We start from the raw sequence: 14386 nt of genomic DNA, 5'->3' as shown, positions 1-14386 counted from the left end.
GTCAAGATCGCACGTACGGCTTCCCGAGGTCGCGCCCGCCCGACGGCAAGGGCGCATCCTCGGGAAGATCCAGGCAACGGACGAGCCCCTCCTCGATCCGGTATCGATATCCACTCTCCGGACAAATCATGATCCCATCGGGCCCAGGCCTGCCGAGCTTCTGCCCGTGCCGGCTCATGAACCCCGTGCGCCGCGCAGGGACGCCCGTCATGAGCGCATAATCGGGGACGTCGCGCGTGACGAGCGCGCCCGCGCCGACGAAGGCATGCCGGCCGATGGTCGTGCCGCACAGGATCGTCGCATTCGCGCCGATGGTCGCGCCGCGGCGGATCAAGGTCTTTTCATAGAGGCCGCGGCGATCGATTTCCGCGCGCGGGTTCGTGACATTCGTCAGGACGCACGAAGGGCCGAGAAAGACCGAATCCTCGACGATCGTGCCCTCGTAAAGGGAGACGTTGTTCTGGATCCGGACGTCGTCCCCGACGATGACGCCGCTCGCGACGAAGACACCCTGGCCGAGCACGCAGCGCTTGCCAATGCGAGCGCCCGGCATGACGTGGCAGAAATGCCAGATGCGCGTGCCTTCGCCAATGGAGGAAGGCTCGTCGACATAGGAGGAAGGGTGCACGAAAGGAGCTTGCATCAATCAGCGGCTCCCTTGCTCCCAGAGCCCGAACGGGCCATGCACGGCGCGCGGCGGGCCGAGGACGGCCGCCGCAGGGCTCGCCGTGCGCCCGAGGAGGAAGCGCGCGCGGGCTTCGGCGAGGCGGCGCGGGAGGCCGTCGGGGGCGTCGAAGGTCGAGGCGGAGGCGGGTTTGCGAGGATCGAGGTCGCGATCGAGGACGACGTCCTCGGGGCGGCCGAGGGCGGCCGTGATGGCGAAATGGCCGTAATCGCGGACTTCGACGAGGATACGCTCGCCCGGGGGGACGAGCTCGCGCGCGGCGGCGCCGATGGCGACTTCGTCCGTGCGCGGGACGAAGTCCTCACCGCGGAACCAGCGGCGGACGATGACGAGGCTGAAGACGAGGAGAGCAATGGCCGCCGCGCCAGCGCCGAGGCGGGCATTGCGGCCGGCGCGCGGGAGCAACGTGGCCGCGAGGTCCCCGACGAGGAGCGCGCAAAGGAGGAGGCCAACGAGGAGGGCACGCTCGGGGTGATGGGTCGGGGCACCGTCCTTGACGAGCGCCGCCGAGAGGGTGACGAGCTGGAAGAGGGCGAGAGCGAGCGGGCGCGCATAAGGGCGGAGGGTTTCGCGGGCCCATGCGCGGAGCGAAGGGAGCGCGGCGAGGGCGAGGAGGATGGCGAGCGCGCTGAAGAGCTCGGGCTCGTGGCGGGCCATCGCGACCGGGTAGGCGAAGAGGCGCGCGAGAAGCGCGTCGGCATCACCGCCGAGGGCGCGGCGATAGGCGGCGACGCGATCGAGGGAGTCGAAGGCGCTGCCGCGGGCAAAGTGGTTCCAGAGAACCCAGAGCAGAGGGCCGAGGAGCGCGAGGGCCGCCGCGAGGATGAAGAGGACGCGGTGTTTGCCGGAGCGTTCGCGATCGCGGAGGGCGTCGAGGCCGGTGAGCGCAGCAAACGCGGCCGCGATGGGCCAGACGTCGTACCGAGAAAGGGTGGCGCCGAGGAGCGCGAGGCCGCCGAAGAGGCGCGCGCGAGGTTCGCGTGGGCCGACGAGGGAGGCCATCGCGAAGAGGGCGAGCGCGGCGGTGGGGAGCTCGGGGACGGTGGCGACGCCGAGGCGCGCGCTCCAGGGGAAGACGGCCGCCAGGACGGCGCCGAGGAGGGCGGCCGTTCTGTTCTTCGTGAGGCGCTCGGCCGCGAGCGCGACGAGCACGGCCGAGAGGACGCCGAGGACGAACGCCGTGACGCGCGCGACGAGGAGCGTACGTCCCGCGCCGATCATGGCGGCGCCCGTGATCCAGAACGGGAAGGGGAGCCAGCTCGTGCCGGTCGGATCGAGCTTCGGTGTGTGGGCGAAGTCCTGCGCGATGACGACCCGCGCGAAGTCGTCGTCGCTGACGGCGCGGAAGCCCGTGGCGATCACGATCGCCACCGCGGTCACCTTGACGAGCGCAACGAGGCCGAGATCGCGCCTCTCTAGCAACGCGGGCAAGTGGATCCGCCTCGGGCGCGGAATTACTTCGGCTGCGAGGTCTCGAACTGCTTGAGCTCGCGATCACCCGCCGAGGACAGGTACGCGAGGGACATGCTGGTGAGCATGAAGATCGCGGCGCAGATCGCGGTGAGGCGCGTCATGAAGTTGCCCGCGCCGCGGCCGCCGAAGACCTGCGCGCCGCCGCCGAACGACGAGCCGAGGCCTCCGCCGCGGCCCTGCTGCAGGAGCACCACGAGGATCAGGAAGATACAAACGATGACGTGGATGACGTTGAGCAGAGTGGTCAGCATCGGCGCACGGCGACGTTCTACCCTCGTTCAGCGGCTTCCGCCAGCCGCTCGGCGCTGTCGATGATCTTGCCGAAGCCAGACGCGTCGAGGGAGGCGCCGCCGACGAGGGCACCGTCGACGTCCGCCTGCCCGAGGAGGCCCTCGGCATTGTCAGCCTTCACGCTGCCGCCGTAGAGGATGCGCGTGGAGGCGGCGAGCTCCTCCGAGACGCTCGCGCAGAGTTCGCGGATCTTCGCGTGGACCTCCTGCGCGTCCTCGGGCCTTGCGACCTTGCCCGTCCCGATCGCCCAGACCGGCTCGTACGCGATGACCCCGAAGCCAGGGCGCTTGCCGAGCTCGTCCAGGAAAGCGCGCGTCTGGCGCTCGACGACCTCGAGCGTCTTTCCAGCTTCGCGCTCCTCCAGGGTTTCGCCGACGCAGGCGATCGGGTGGAGCTCGGCGCGGATCGCGGCGGCGATTTTTCGCGCGATGAACTCGTCCGTCTCGCCGAAGAGCTGCCGGCGCTCGCTGTGACCGAGGATGACCCAGGTCGCGCCGGAGTCCTTGAGCATCGGCGCGCTGATCTCGCCGGTGAAGGCGCCGGCGGGCTCGGGGTGCATGTTCTGCGCGCCGAGCATGACCGCGCTCTTCGACTCCCAGAGCTCGTGTGCGGCCGCGGCGAGCGCCGTGAACGGCGGGCAGATCACGACGTCGACGCGGGCCGAGCGGCGCGCCGCCTCGACCACGCTGACGGCCAGGCTGCATGCATCCTGGCCGCCGGCGTTCATCTTCCAGTTGCCCGCGATGAGAGGGCGGCGCGCGACGTTCACGACGCTTCCTCCGCCACGGCCGAACGAAGCGCCTCGACGCCCGGCAGCTTGCGGCCCTCGATGAGCTCGAGCGCAGCGCCGCCGCCCGTCGAGATGTGACCCATGCCCTTCGCGATCTCCTCACCCGCCGCGCGCACGGCCGCCGCGCTGTCGCCGCCGCCGACGACGGTGAAGCCATCGGCGCGGCTCATGATGCGCGCGATCTCGAAGGTGCCGTTCGAGAACGGCTTCGATTCGAAGAGGCCCATCGGACCGTTCCAGAAGACGGTCTTCGCGCGCTGGATCGCGTTCCCGAAGAGCTCGACCGTCTTCGGGCCGATGTCGAGCGCCATGGTCCCGTCGGGGATCGCGTCGACACTCACGGCCGTGCCGTTCTGCGCGTCGAGGCTCTTGGCCACGACGACGTCGACGGGCAGGAGGACCGACGCGCCGCGATCACGCGCCTTCTGCAGGATCGTGCGGGCGAGCGGGAGCTTGTCGTCCTCGATCTTGCTCGACGCGACCTTCTTGCCTTGCGCCGCGAGGAACGTGTTCGCCATGGCGCCGCCGATGCAGAGCGTGTCGACGACGTTGAGCAGCGACTCGACGACGGCGATCTTGTCCGAGACCTTCGCGCCGCCGAGCACCGCGACGTACGGCTTCTCGGGACGATCGAGCAGCCGAGCGAGCGAGCGCAGCTCCTTCAGCATGAGCAGGCCCGCGGCGCGATCGCGGATCATGCGAGGCAGGGCGTGCACCGAGGCGTGCGCACGATGCGCCGCGCCGAACGCGTCGTCGACGTAGATGTCCGTGAGCTCGGCGAGCTGACGCGCGAAGTTCTCGTCGTCCTTCTCTTCCTCTTCGTGGAAGCGGAGGTTCTCGAGGAGGCAAACCTGGCCCGCGCGCAGGTCGTGCGTGACCTTCTTCGGGCCGTCGCCGACGCAGTCGTCGGTCAGGTGCACCTCGTAGCCCGTGAGCTCCGCGAGGCGCGCGCCGGCGGGCTCGAGGGAACAGCCCTCGTGCTTGCCCGGCTTCGGTCGTCCGAGGTGCGAGGCGAGGATGACCTTCGCGCCCGCCTCGACGGCGAGCTTGATCGTCGGGATCGACTCGCGGATGCGCGCGTCGTCGGTGATCGCGCCCGTCTTCTTGTCGAGCGGGACGTTGAAGTCGACGCGGATGAAGACGCGCTTGTTGGCGAGTCCGGAGTCCTTGGCGAGGTCCTCGATCGAGCGAATGCCGGTGAGCTTCATGGTCTCACACGCCCTTCGCGGCCATGAGCTTGGCCAGGTCGATCATGCGGTTCGAGAAGCCCCACTCGTTGTCGTACCAGGAGAAGATCTTCGCGAACCTGTCGCCGATGTGCTGCGTGAGCGTGGCGTCGAAGATGCTCGAGTGCGGGTTGCCGATGTAGTCGCCCGAGACGAGCTGGAGCTCGGTGTACTCGAGGATGCCCTTCATCGGGCCCTCGGCCGCGCGCTTCATCGCGTCGTGGATCGCGTCCTTCGAGAGCGGCTTCTCCGTCTCGACCGTGAGATCCACGAGCGAGACGTCAACCGTCGGGACGCGGATCGCCTGGCCGTCGAACTTGCCCTTGAGCTCCGGGATGACCTCGCTGAGCGCCTTCGCCGCGCCCGTCGACGAGGGCACCATGTTCACCGCCGCTGCACGCGCGCGGCGCAGATCACCCTTGCGGTGCGGGAGATCGAGGATGTGCTGGTCGTTCGTGTACGAGTGGATCGTCGTCATGAGGCCACGCACGATCCCGAAGTTGTCGAGGATGACCTTCGCGACCGGCGCGAGGCAGTTCGTCGTGCACGAGCCGCACGAGATGACGCTGTGCTTGGCCGGATCGTACTGGCCCTCGTTGACGCCCATGACGACGGTGAGGTCGTGGCCCTTGGCAGGCGCGCTGATGATGACGCGCTTGGCGCCCGCGTTCTGGTGCGCGATGGCCTTCGACTTGTCGGTGAAGAGGCCCGTGCACTCGAGGACGACGTCGACGCCGAGGTCCTTCCACGGCAGCTCCGCGGGATCCTTCTTCGCGAGGACCTGGATGCGCTTGTCGTCGAGCGCGATGTAGCCGTCGCCGTGGCTCACCTTCGCCGCGCGGAACTCGCGATGAATGGAGTCGAAGCGCAAGAGGTGCGCGAGCGTGCCGGCGTCGGTGAGATCGTTGATCGCCACGATCTCGAGATCCTTCTCGCCGCGCTCGACGAGCGCGCGCACGATGCAGCGACCGATCCGGCCGAACCCGTTGATTGCAATCCTCGTCGCCATCGGAGACTCCTGGAAAAAGTGTTGAACGGCGCGATACGTAGTCAGGGGGCTTCGCAGGGTCAAGCGACAGTAGTGTGGCGAACGTCACGGTCGGACGTGAAGGGGGAGGAAAGGGAGTTCAGGAGGGCGAGGGGGCTCGGTGAGCGAGTGGCAGCCGAGGTGGGCGGGGCGAGGGGGTGTTGGGCGCGAGAGGGAAGGGAGGGGGCGCGGGCGGGGGGTGGGATCCTGTGAGGTGGAAGGGTGTTTCCCGCGGCGAGGGGGGAGCTTCTCGGGGAGGAGAGGGGCTTCTCCGACGTCAAGGCGGAAACGACTCGTCGAGGGAAAAGCGAAAGAGAGCGCCCCGTTGCGTGTAAACGAGAAGCTCGCGAGCTGGATCGGCGAACGCGATCATCTCCGCTTGATCGAAACGCGGGCCGAAGTCCATTTCGGCGAGCAACGCACCTGTCCGCGTATCGTAAATGAGCAACCTCTGGCTCTCTTCCCAGGGCAACAACGTGGGCACGACAGCTATGAGATTGCCGCTGGGCGAAAACTGCGTCTTCCAGAACCATCCGAAACGAGGCCAGTGCCCGGAGAGTTTCACCGCATGCCCATCGGACTGATTCAATACCCAGAACGGGTCGGATGATCCCCTTATCAGGGCGAGGGTACCCCTCCGCGTCTTGGTCACGGAGCTCGTCAACGCTTCCATCGGCACGGGAGGGCCTGCATCCTCGAGCTTCACGCTTACCTTGGTCGTGTGTTCGGCGGCGTAATTTTTCTCCTCGGCATGGCGAAAGGGACCTACGCCTCCGGTGATGGGATCAATCGGGAAGTAGCCCCCCGGCTTTGGGGGTGAACGGTACTCCAATTCTGGGGGAATATCATTTGAATGGTCATAGAAGAATCTGCCTCCGCCTGCGGTTCTCAGCAGGGTCGTCAAGGCACCATCGTTTGCCCGCCAGATCGCGAGGGAGCTGGGTTTTCCCCCCCACGAGTTCATCGTATATTCTCCGATTTTAATCTCGGCCGAGAGTGATTCGTTGCCCGTCCAATGTTTCACGAAAGTTATTTGGGCGTTCTCTGGAACCCTCAGCTTCACGCATTTCCCATCGCCGAGCATTTTTGTGCCGTTGCCATACCTGCTCATTGTCGCGACGAAGTGCGTGGCCCCTGGAAGCAGGGCAAAAACCTCGCCCCCGGGAGCGCTCGTCAAGTAGGACTGCGTGTCGATGGACAACAAGCCAAGGCGTTCTCTGGCGTCGGCCCTCGTCACGAGAATATCCGAGCCCGGAAGAACACTATGGATGAGGACATCCGGCTTGAATTTTTCGCGACCTGTGCTCGCGTCGATGATGGTAATGTCCTGTTTGATCGTCTGGAAGAGATAACGCCCGGAGCCCGTGAATTCCATGTCACGAAAGAAGCCCTGGTTCTTCCGCCAGCGCTGCTTTCCGGAGCGCACATCCCAGACGGTCACGAAACCGGCGGACGCCTTGTATTTGAGGTCGCTCGGCAGCCCACGGGACAAAGCTTCTTCGAAATGCCGGGAAAACCATGTCACGGCGGCGCTTCCGTCCGGGGAGAGCGCGACCTTGTCGGCTCCTCCCACGTCGGCGACTTCGCCCAAAAGCTCGCCCGTGTCCGTGGACCACACGCGGAGGCCCGTGGTCAGCGCCGCGAGAGCGCGACCATTCGCACTTGGCGCCACGTCGACCAGCGCCGATCTCCCGTTCACGACCAGCCGGATGGGTCCGGTGGAAGCCTCGGTTGAGAGAGGATTCACGGAGAGCTCCCAGCGATCGGCAACCCAGGTCGTCTTCACCCAAACGCGACCGACCTCGACCTCGGGGGAATTGTTGAATCCTTGCAGGCTGAGCCACCGCTCCCCATCGGGGAAAAGCCACGCTCGCGGCGCCGGAGGTTTTTGAGAGTTCAGGACCTTGGTCAGCGCCTTGGGGTGCACCTCGGCGAACCGGAAGACGCTCGTGAAGTTCCACTCGGAACTCACATATCCATCGAGCGCGGGGCGAGGAAATTTGGTGATCGGTGGCTGCGGATAATTGGAAAGCTTATCATTAATGAGCGGCATGGTCCACACCGCGTCTTTGTCTTCGTCGGTTCCTTCTCCGCTCATGAGGTCGACGCGGCGAAACCCTGTCTTTGTTTTGAAGATCCCTGTGCGCCCGTCCGGCGTGATCATGAGGGGCCACAGTTCGGCACCCGGCGGGAGATCAATCACGCGACGGAGCGTCAAGTCGGCCACATCCCACACAAATAGCCCGTGGCCTACGGTGAACATGCGCTTGCCGTCACGCGTCGCAAAGTAGCCAATGCCAGGCGTGACGCGGTCGTCACCGCCCACGGCGAGGAGTTTGACGTGGTCCCCGCCGAGGGTGACGCGTGGCATCACCCACGTATCCATACCCGGGCCGTCGACAGGGCGGAGCGTAAAGGCGTTCTCCGTGTTGTCCTTGCACGGTTCCGGCGGCGTTCCAGGGTGCGTGACACTCAATAGGAAGACAGGTCCGGGAGAAGAGGCGCACGAGGCAGGCGCCATCAGGAGCATCCCCGCGAGAAGCGCGCACGCATGGGGTCGTTCGGAGCAGACCATAACCGCACTCTCGCATGTCGGAGGGCGTGTTCCCAGGGCAGAAGGAGGCGTTTCGCCGGGGCGCCGCCCCGGACCCCGCGGGGGCTATCCGCCCCTCGACCCGGACCAGGGCAAGCCCTGGACTCGGGGTGGAAGAACTGCGCTCCGCGCAGTTCTTCCAACGGGCCCGTTGGCAATCGAAAGGGCAGCGTGGCTGTCTTGATTGGCAGGGTCGTAGCCTGTTCGATGAACTGCGCATCGCGCAGTTCATCGACCCTGGGTCCAGCCCCTGGCTGGTCCGGGTCCAGGGGCGGATAGCCCCTGGTGGGGCCTGGGGCAACGCCCCAGCGCGGCGGCTTCGCTCTTGACAGTGCGCTCTTTCCCGTGCGGACTGGCCGTATGGCAAAGCAGGTTACGGATCGACAAGGCGCTGTTGCGCTCGTCGCGTCGGCGGCGGACACGCATGCGGTGCGGTTGCAGCAGAAGTTTCAAGCCATCTTTGCGGAGCATTTGAAGCCGGGCGAGGTGATGCCTGACGTTGGGCTCGTCGCGAACCTCATTGGAAGGCGGCTCGGCGCGGTGAATACGGCGCTCGTCGAGAAGAGCGACGCGTACGACAGGGAGCTTTCGGACGACGCGGGCCCGCGTGAACGGCGCGACGAGGCGGCGGCGAGGTTGACGAGCGAAATCGTGGAGATTCGCGGCACCCTCGAAGCGGCTTACGGCCCGGCTGTGTTGCGCGAGCTCGGGCTCGATGGCAAGACCGAGGTCGAGCCGAAGGCGATTCTGGCGAAGGCGAAGCGGCTCGTCGACGAGCTTGGGCGGCCCGTGAGTGCCTGGCCCAAGCCGCGACGAAAGGGGGTGATGCTCGACCCGGCCGCGTGGGTATCCGACCTCTTGGGGCCGATTGCGACGCTGGAGCAAGCACTCGCCGACGTTGCGCGCGAGGCGCGCGAGGCGCAGGCGGCGAGTGACGCGAAAGCCACGGCGATGGCCCACAACGACGACGTATTCGCGCGGTCCGCGGGTTGTCTCTCGGGGCTCTTGCGCCTCGTCGCGGAGGACACGCTGGCGCGGCAGGTGCGTCCGTCGGGGCGGCGTCCGGGTCGGGTGGCGGAGCCGGAGGAGTCGGCGAGCGGGGAGGAACCGAGTCCGGAAGGGCAAGAGGCCTGAAGCATGCTCAAGCGCACGATCCTTCTCTTCGGTCCCGCGATGGTGCTCGCCGCCGCGTGTGGATCCGACGTCCCTGATTCCCCGCCGAGGCCGCTGCCCGACGACTGCTCGAACCCCGCGGTGCGTGATGCCCTCGGGGATCAGTCCGCAGGGCACAAGACGTTACGCGTCCGCGCGCGGATCGCCACGAATGCCGCGGGGGAGCTGGCCGTCCCGACGTCCCGGCCCATGTTCGACATGGTCACCCTCAATGCGCATCTCGCGTCGGCCAACATTCAGTTCCTGCTGGTGGACGTGGAGACGCTCCCCCCGGACGACGCGCTCTACGACATCGCGTACGGCGCAAGCCCCCTCTGCGAGGGCGATCTGAGCTCGCTCTCCGACGACGCGATCCCGATCCTCTATGTGAACACGATCGACTTCGGGAACGGCAACAAGTACGGCGGCAAAGGGAATCATTGCGGCGCAATGATGACCGTATACAACACGTATGCGATGTTCGGTGATCTCCACGGCGACTTCTCGGACCCGGAGACGCTGACGCACGAGATCGGCCACGTTCTCGGCCTGAGCCACACGCATGAGTGCTACGAGAACGCTGATTATCCCGAGGATCCGAAGCTCAATGGGGACCTCGTCGCGGACACGCCGTACGATCCGGGGCCCGTCGGCGACTCGCTCCTCTCGTGCGCGGGCGGCGCGCTTCCAGGTCAGTGTACGATGGACGCGAATTCGTGTGCCGTGGATTGCGCCGACGGATCGACGCCCGATGTTCGCAACTTCATGTCCTATTTTCCGGGATGCCGGAGCCACTTCTCCGCCGGACAGGCGGTCCTCATGCGGTGCGACGTCGAGAAGTTGCACCCGGGCGCGCGGTGCGAGAATCGGTGGGCCGACGGCTTCGGAGCGGATTGGGAGGGGTCCCCAGCCTTCGATGATGGCTACAAGAGCTGGCACATCGCCGACGTGGACGGCGACAAGAAGGCCGATGCCATCCTCCATTACGTCGACTCGGCGCCCGTCGCCTGGGAGGTCGCGCTCTCGAACGGCACGTCGTTCGATCAAGGCTCGGTATGGAGCGCGGACCATGGCGTCTCCGCAGACGGCGCGGTCGGGGACGTGGATGGAGACGGGAAAGCGGACGCCATCGCCGTCAGCGAGGAGGGCACCTGGTCCGTGGCGCGCTCGACGGGGACGTCGTTCGCCGAGCCTTCGATCTGGGTCGAGCAATTGCCGGGCGGGTACCCCTACAGACGGCCGCTCGTCGGCGATGTGAACGGCGACGGGAAGGCCGACGCCGTGTCGTTCGATGACGAGGCGGGGAGATGGTCCGTGGCGCTGTCGACAGGGACCTCCTTTTCGACGCCCGCGCCCTGGATCGAAGGATTCGGCGCAGGTTCGGCGGGCCAATTCCTCGCCGATGTGGACGGCGATGGCAAGGCCGACGCCATCAGCTTCTCGGGCGACGATATGTTCACTCCGAGGTATTTCTTGCACGTGGCGCGCTCGACCGGGAGCTCGTTCGAGCCGCCCACGTTGTGGTTCGAACGGCAAGGCAGGACCGAAGACGTCGATATGCTCTTCGCGGACATCGACAAGGACGGGAAGGCCGACGCGATTCGTTATCTTCAGTGGATCGCAGCCTGGTACGTCAACCTCTCGACCGGGACGAGCTTCGCGGAAGGTTACGGAGCCGCCGGCGGCCTCGGCCAGGGGATCTGGTTTCCCGGCTTCGAGGACCAGGCCTTCGGCGCCGCGGGCGACGTGGACGGCGACGGCAAGGCGGACCTCGTCGCGTTCGACTGGCGCAAGGCGGTCTGGACGACGAACCTCTGCCGATAGCGAGAAGCCCCTTGACAAGAGGCTCGCCTTTCCGGCGACCGCCTCCGCTCAGCCCCCCGCGTAGCAGCAGAACGCCGATCCATCCTCGGCGACCACGAGGATCCGCGGCGCGCGGGGCCAGACCAGCAAAAGCCCGCTCGTGACCGACGGATCGAGCGGGACGCGGATCCACCCGCCCTCCTGCCGTTGGAGCAGGCGCGCGTCCGCGCCCACGGCCCACGCGCCGCCCGTCAAAGGATCGACCGCGACACCCACGAGATCCCGCGTCGTCTGCACGCTCTCGAGCGTCGCCACCGCGCCGCCGTGCCCAGGCTCGACGCGGAGCGCATGTCCCCCGCTGCCCACCGCGTACGCGACGCCGCCCGGTCCCGCCGAGACCGCGTAGAGGTGCCCCGTGCGCCCCCACGGCACGTCACGCGCGCCGCGCTCGCTGATCTCCACGAGCGTGCCTTGCATGCCGACCGCGATCACGTGTCCGCTGCTCGTGCGCGTCACGCCCGCGAAGCGCGCGTTGTCCGGCGCGGCGAGCGTCGCCTTCGCGCCTTCGTTCGGCAAGAAGAGCACCACGCCGCCCGGTCGCGAGGCGCGCTCGCCGACGAGCACGATCCCCCGATCGTCCGCGTGCGCCGCGAGCAGCGTGAGATCGTGCTCCGGGAGCGGGATCCGCCGCAGCCCGCTGCGCGGCGAGAGGGCCGCGCAGAGCCCGGTATCCCCGAAGAGAAGAAGCTCGCCCGAGGGAAGCCGCGACAGACCTCGCACGGCCCGCACGTCGAGCCCCGCGGGCAGCGGCGCCAAAGACCACGCGCCGTGCGCGAGCCGATAGAGGCCCCGCGTGCCGAGCGCCACGATCGCGCGGCCGTCCTCGACGACCATCGCCGCGCGCAGCCGCTCGCCCGCGATCGCGGGGCCGAGCATCTCCCACGCGGGCATCGGCGCGGCGACGGGCGCGGCCGAGGGCGGCGGCACGGGCATCGCGGCGGCGAGGCGCGCGCCCTCGGTGGATCGCGGGAAGACCGAGTCGAAGCTCACGGGCTCGTCCGGCGCGCTCCCGCCGCTCGCGGTCGGCCGTACCGCTTCGCGCAGGAGCGGCTCGAGCGCGAGCCAGAGCTCCCGGATCGATCCATGCCGTTGGTTCGGATTCGTGCTCGTCGCGCGGCCGATCTCGCGGTCGAGCGCGACCACGAGATCCGGCCGATCCCGCAGCTCCGCCGGGAGCGTCGCGCGCACGCGGCCGAGCTGCGGCCGGTCGCCCGTCACGAGGCGCAGGATCGCCTTCGGCTTCGGCTCGCCCGACTTCGGCGCGAACGCCGCGGTCCCGCAGAGAAGTTCGTACAACACGGCCGCGAACGAGTACACGTCCGCTTCGGGCCCGAACGGCCCCTGCACCTGGCCGAAGCTCTCGGGCGCGCCGTAGAGAAAGTTCGGCGGATCCATCGGATCCTGGGGACCGAGATGCGTGACGAACCCGTCCGTGATGCGGGCCGTCTCCTGGCCGCGCTCCTGCGCGATGAGCACGTGCGAGGGCTTCAGATCCCGATGCACACAGCCCGCCTCGTGCGAGGCGAAGAGCCCCCGGGCCACGTGCCCCATGATGCGCCGCGCGCGTGCCGCGGGCAGCCCGAAGCCGCCGTGCGCGGCGATCACCCGCGCGAGGTTTTGCCCCGGCAGGTACTCGCGGATGAGGCACGGCAGCGCGCCGCGTGGGCTTTCGATCGTGCCGTGATCGAGCACGTGCGCGAGCCCGCGACGATCCGTGAGCGACGCGAGAGCGCGGTGGAGGAAGGTCGCCTCGCGGGCGAACCGCGTGAGCGACGCCGCTCCATCCACGAGCTCGGGCCGAAACACCTTCACGGCGACGGGCGCGCCGAGGTGCTCGCTCGTGGTCTTGAAGACCCAGCCGGATCGACCTTCGCCGACGAGCTCGCCGATCTCGTAACGGACGCCCTGGGCGCCATGAAGCACCCGGCCGATCAGGCTTTGTCGGAGTTCGGCGTCCACGAGAGCCAAGCTCTACGAGGAAAATGGAGCCGCGAAAAGACGCGAGCGCGAACCCCTCGTGCTCCGAGGGGCCGCGCTCGTACGTTCGTCAGGTTTCGGTGGCTCGTCTTACACGCCGAGGAGCGCGACGAGCTTCTCCTTGCTCGTCAGCCCCGCGTGCGAGCCCGCCTTCGCGCCGCCTTTGAAGACGATCACCGTGGGCACGCTGCGGACGCCGTAGTTCGCCGTGACCTTCGGGTTCTCGTCGATGTCGAGCTTCCCGACCTTCACCTTGCCCTGGTACTCGTCGGCGAGCTTGTCGACGATGGGGGCGAGCGCCTTGCAGGGGCCGCACCAGGTGGCGGTGAAATCCACGAGCACCGGGACGTCGGACTTCAGGACCTCGGACTCGAAATTCGCTTCAGTGAAGGTGTGGACGTTCTTGCTAGCCATGGTGCCTCGTTACTCCGCCGGGCCGTTGGCGCCTGTCGCCGGTACCCGCACGATCCGGTAGGGCAACGAAACGTAACTTCGAGATTTGGAGCCGACAAGGCTTCCTGCTGACGCTCCCTTTCTGCTACATGACCCCACGCCTCTCCGTGCGTCGGGGAGCACACGAGCTCGAATGGCCCCGCGGATTCTCGTCGTCACGCCGACCTACAACGAGCGTGACAACCTCCCGCGCTTCGTGCGCTCCGTGCTCGAGGTCGTCCCCGAAGCGCACGTTCTCGTCGTGGACGACGCCTCGCCCGATGGTACGGGCGCCGTCGCCGACACGCTCGCCGCCGAGGACCCGCGCACGACCGTGCTGCATCGTCCGGGCAAGCTCGGGCTCGGGACGGCCTACGTGGACGGCTTTCGGCGCGCGCTCGAGCTCGGCTACGACGTCGTCGTCGAGATGGACGCGGACCTCTCGCACGATCCGAAGTACCTGCCCGCGTTTCTCCGGGCGATCGAGGAGGGCGCGGACGTCGTGCTCGGCTCGCGCAACGTGCCCGGCGGCGGCGTCGTCGGCTGGGGGCCAGGGCGGCACGTGCTCTCGAAGGGTGGCTCGCTCTACGCGCGGAGCATCCTCGGCGTGCCGATCCGCGACCTGACCACGGGCTTCAAGGCGTTTACACGTCGCGCATTGCTCGCGATCGACATCGAGACGCTGCGCTCGAACGGCTACTCGTTTCAGATCGAAACGACGTACCGCGCGCTGCGGAAAAACCTGCGCGTGACCGAAGTGCCGATCGTGTTCGTCGATCGGCGCGCGGGTCACTCCAAGATGAGCCGCAGCATCTTCGCCGAGGCCGTCGTGGAGGTCTGGCGGCTGCGCTTCGACGCGATGACCGGCAAGCTCTGA

Annotated in this window: 12 protein-coding genes; 3 read left to right on the top strand and 9 right to left on the bottom strand. The window is 67.6% G+C overall.

The window, feature by feature from the left end; genetic code table 11:
* Nucleotide 1: 1 nt before the first annotated feature.
* The 7 genes from KEG38_RS39240 to KEG38_RS39210 form a co-directional block, all read right to left on the bottom strand.
* The gene (locus tag KEG38_RS39240; protein ID WP_272425575.1) at nt 2-628 is read right to left on the bottom strand and encodes an acyltransferase; all 627 of its coding nucleotides are present in this window, start codon (nt 626-628) and stop codon (nt 2-4) included.
* Between the two features lie 18 nt (nt 629-646).
* Entirely contained in the window at nt 647-2107 is a 1461-nt protein-coding gene (locus KEG38_RS39235) for a glycosyltransferase family 39 protein (RefSeq protein ID WP_272425574.1), read from the bottom strand.
* 32 nt (nt 2108-2139) lie between these two features.
* Entirely contained in the window at nt 2140-2409 is a 270-nt protein-coding gene (gene secG, locus KEG38_RS39230; RefSeq protein ID WP_272425573.1) for a preprotein translocase subunit SecG, read from the bottom strand.
* 17 nt (nt 2410-2426) lie between these two features.
* Nucleotides 2427-3218, bottom strand: coding sequence for a triose-phosphate isomerase (gene tpiA, locus KEG38_RS39225; RefSeq protein ID WP_272425572.1), 792 nt, complete (start codon nt 3216-3218; stop codon nt 2427-2429).
* Nucleotides 3215-4447 (bottom strand): phosphoglycerate kinase, encoded by a 1233-nt coding sequence (locus tag KEG38_RS39220; RefSeq protein ID WP_272425571.1) that lies wholly within the window; start codon nt 4445-4447, stop codon nt 3215-3217. The genes tpiA and KEG38_RS39220 overlap by 4 nt, the downstream gene beginning before the upstream one ends.
* 4 nt (nt 4448-4451) lie before the next feature.
* A complete protein-coding gene (gene gap, locus KEG38_RS39215; protein ID WP_272425570.1) occupies nt 4452-5474 on the bottom strand; it encodes a type I glyceraldehyde-3-phosphate dehydrogenase in 1023 nt (340 codons plus the stop codon).
* A 295-nt stretch (nt 5475-5769) separates the two neighbouring features.
* A complete protein-coding gene (locus KEG38_RS39210; protein ID WP_272425569.1) occupies nt 5770-7878 on the bottom strand; it encodes a WD40 repeat domain-containing protein in 2109 nt (702 codons plus the stop codon).
* A gap of 567 nt (nt 7879-8445) precedes the next feature.
* Here KEG38_RS39210 and KEG38_RS39205 point away from each other — a divergent pair.
* The gene (locus tag KEG38_RS39205; RefSeq protein ID WP_272425568.1) at nt 8446-9219 is read left to right on the top strand and encodes a hypothetical protein; all 774 of its coding nucleotides are present in this window, start codon (nt 8446-8448) and stop codon (nt 9217-9219) included.
* A 3-nt stretch (nt 9220-9222) separates the two neighbouring features.
* Nucleotides 9223-11061: an FG-GAP-like repeat-containing protein gene (locus KEG38_RS39200; protein ID WP_272425567.1), complete on the top strand. Its 1839-nt coding sequence runs from the start codon at nt 9223-9225 to the stop codon at nt 11059-11061.
* A 48-nt stretch (nt 11062-11109) separates the two neighbouring features.
* Here KEG38_RS39200 and KEG38_RS39195 read toward each other — a convergent pair whose 3' ends face one another.
* Nucleotides 11110-13059, bottom strand: a complete 1950-nt coding sequence (locus tag KEG38_RS39195) for a serine/threonine protein kinase (RefSeq protein ID WP_272425566.1) — start codon at nt 13057-13059, stop codon at nt 11110-11112.
* A 108-nt stretch (nt 13060-13167) separates the two neighbouring features.
* Entirely contained in the window at nt 13168-13491 is a 324-nt protein-coding gene (gene trxA, locus KEG38_RS39190; RefSeq protein ID WP_272425565.1) for a thioredoxin, read from the bottom strand.
* Between the two features lie 172 nt (nt 13492-13663).
* On the opposite strand from trxA, the gene KEG38_RS39185 reads away from it, so the two are divergent.
* On the top strand, nt 13664-14386 hold the full coding sequence (locus KEG38_RS39185; protein ID WP_272425564.1) for a polyprenol monophosphomannose synthase: 723 nt from the start codon (nt 13664-13666) through the stop codon (nt 14384-14386).

Origin of the sequence: Polyangium jinanense (assembly GCF_028435265.1) — a bacterium.
Taxonomy (GTDB): domain Bacteria; phylum Myxococcota_A; class Polyangia; order Polyangiales; family Polyangiaceae; genus Polyangium; species Polyangium jinanense.
This window is presented reverse-complemented; position numbering and strand designations above follow the sequence as displayed.

Coding starts and splice junctions, on each gene's coding strand:
- secG (WP_272425573.1), bottom strand. CDS start 2,409: ATGCTGACCACTCTGCTCAACGTCATCCACGTCATCGTTTGTATCTTC.
- KEG38_RS39220 (WP_272425571.1), bottom strand. CDS start 4,447: ATGAAGCTCACCGGCATTCGCTCGATCGAGGACCTCGCCAAGGACTCC.
- gap (WP_272425570.1), bottom strand. CDS start 5,474: ATGGCGACGAGGATTGCAATCAACGGGTTCGGCCGGATCGGTCGCTGC.
- KEG38_RS39210 (WP_272425569.1), bottom strand. CDS start 7,878: ATGGATACGTGGGTGATGCCACGCGTCACCCTCGGCGGGGACCACGTC.
- KEG38_RS39205 (WP_272425568.1), top strand. CDS start 8,446: ATGGCAAAGCAGGTTACGGATCGACAAGGCGCTGTTGCGCTCGTCGCG.
- KEG38_RS39200 (WP_272425567.1), top strand. CDS start 9,223: ATGCTCAAGCGCACGATCCTTCTCTTCGGTCCCGCGATGGTGCTCGCC.
- trxA (WP_272425565.1), bottom strand. CDS start 13,491: ATGGCTAGCAAGAACGTCCACACCTTCACTGAAGCGAATTTCGAGTCC.
- KEG38_RS39185 (WP_272425564.1), top strand. CDS start 13,664: ATGGCCCCGCGGATTCTCGTCGTCACGCCGACCTACAACGAGCGTGAC.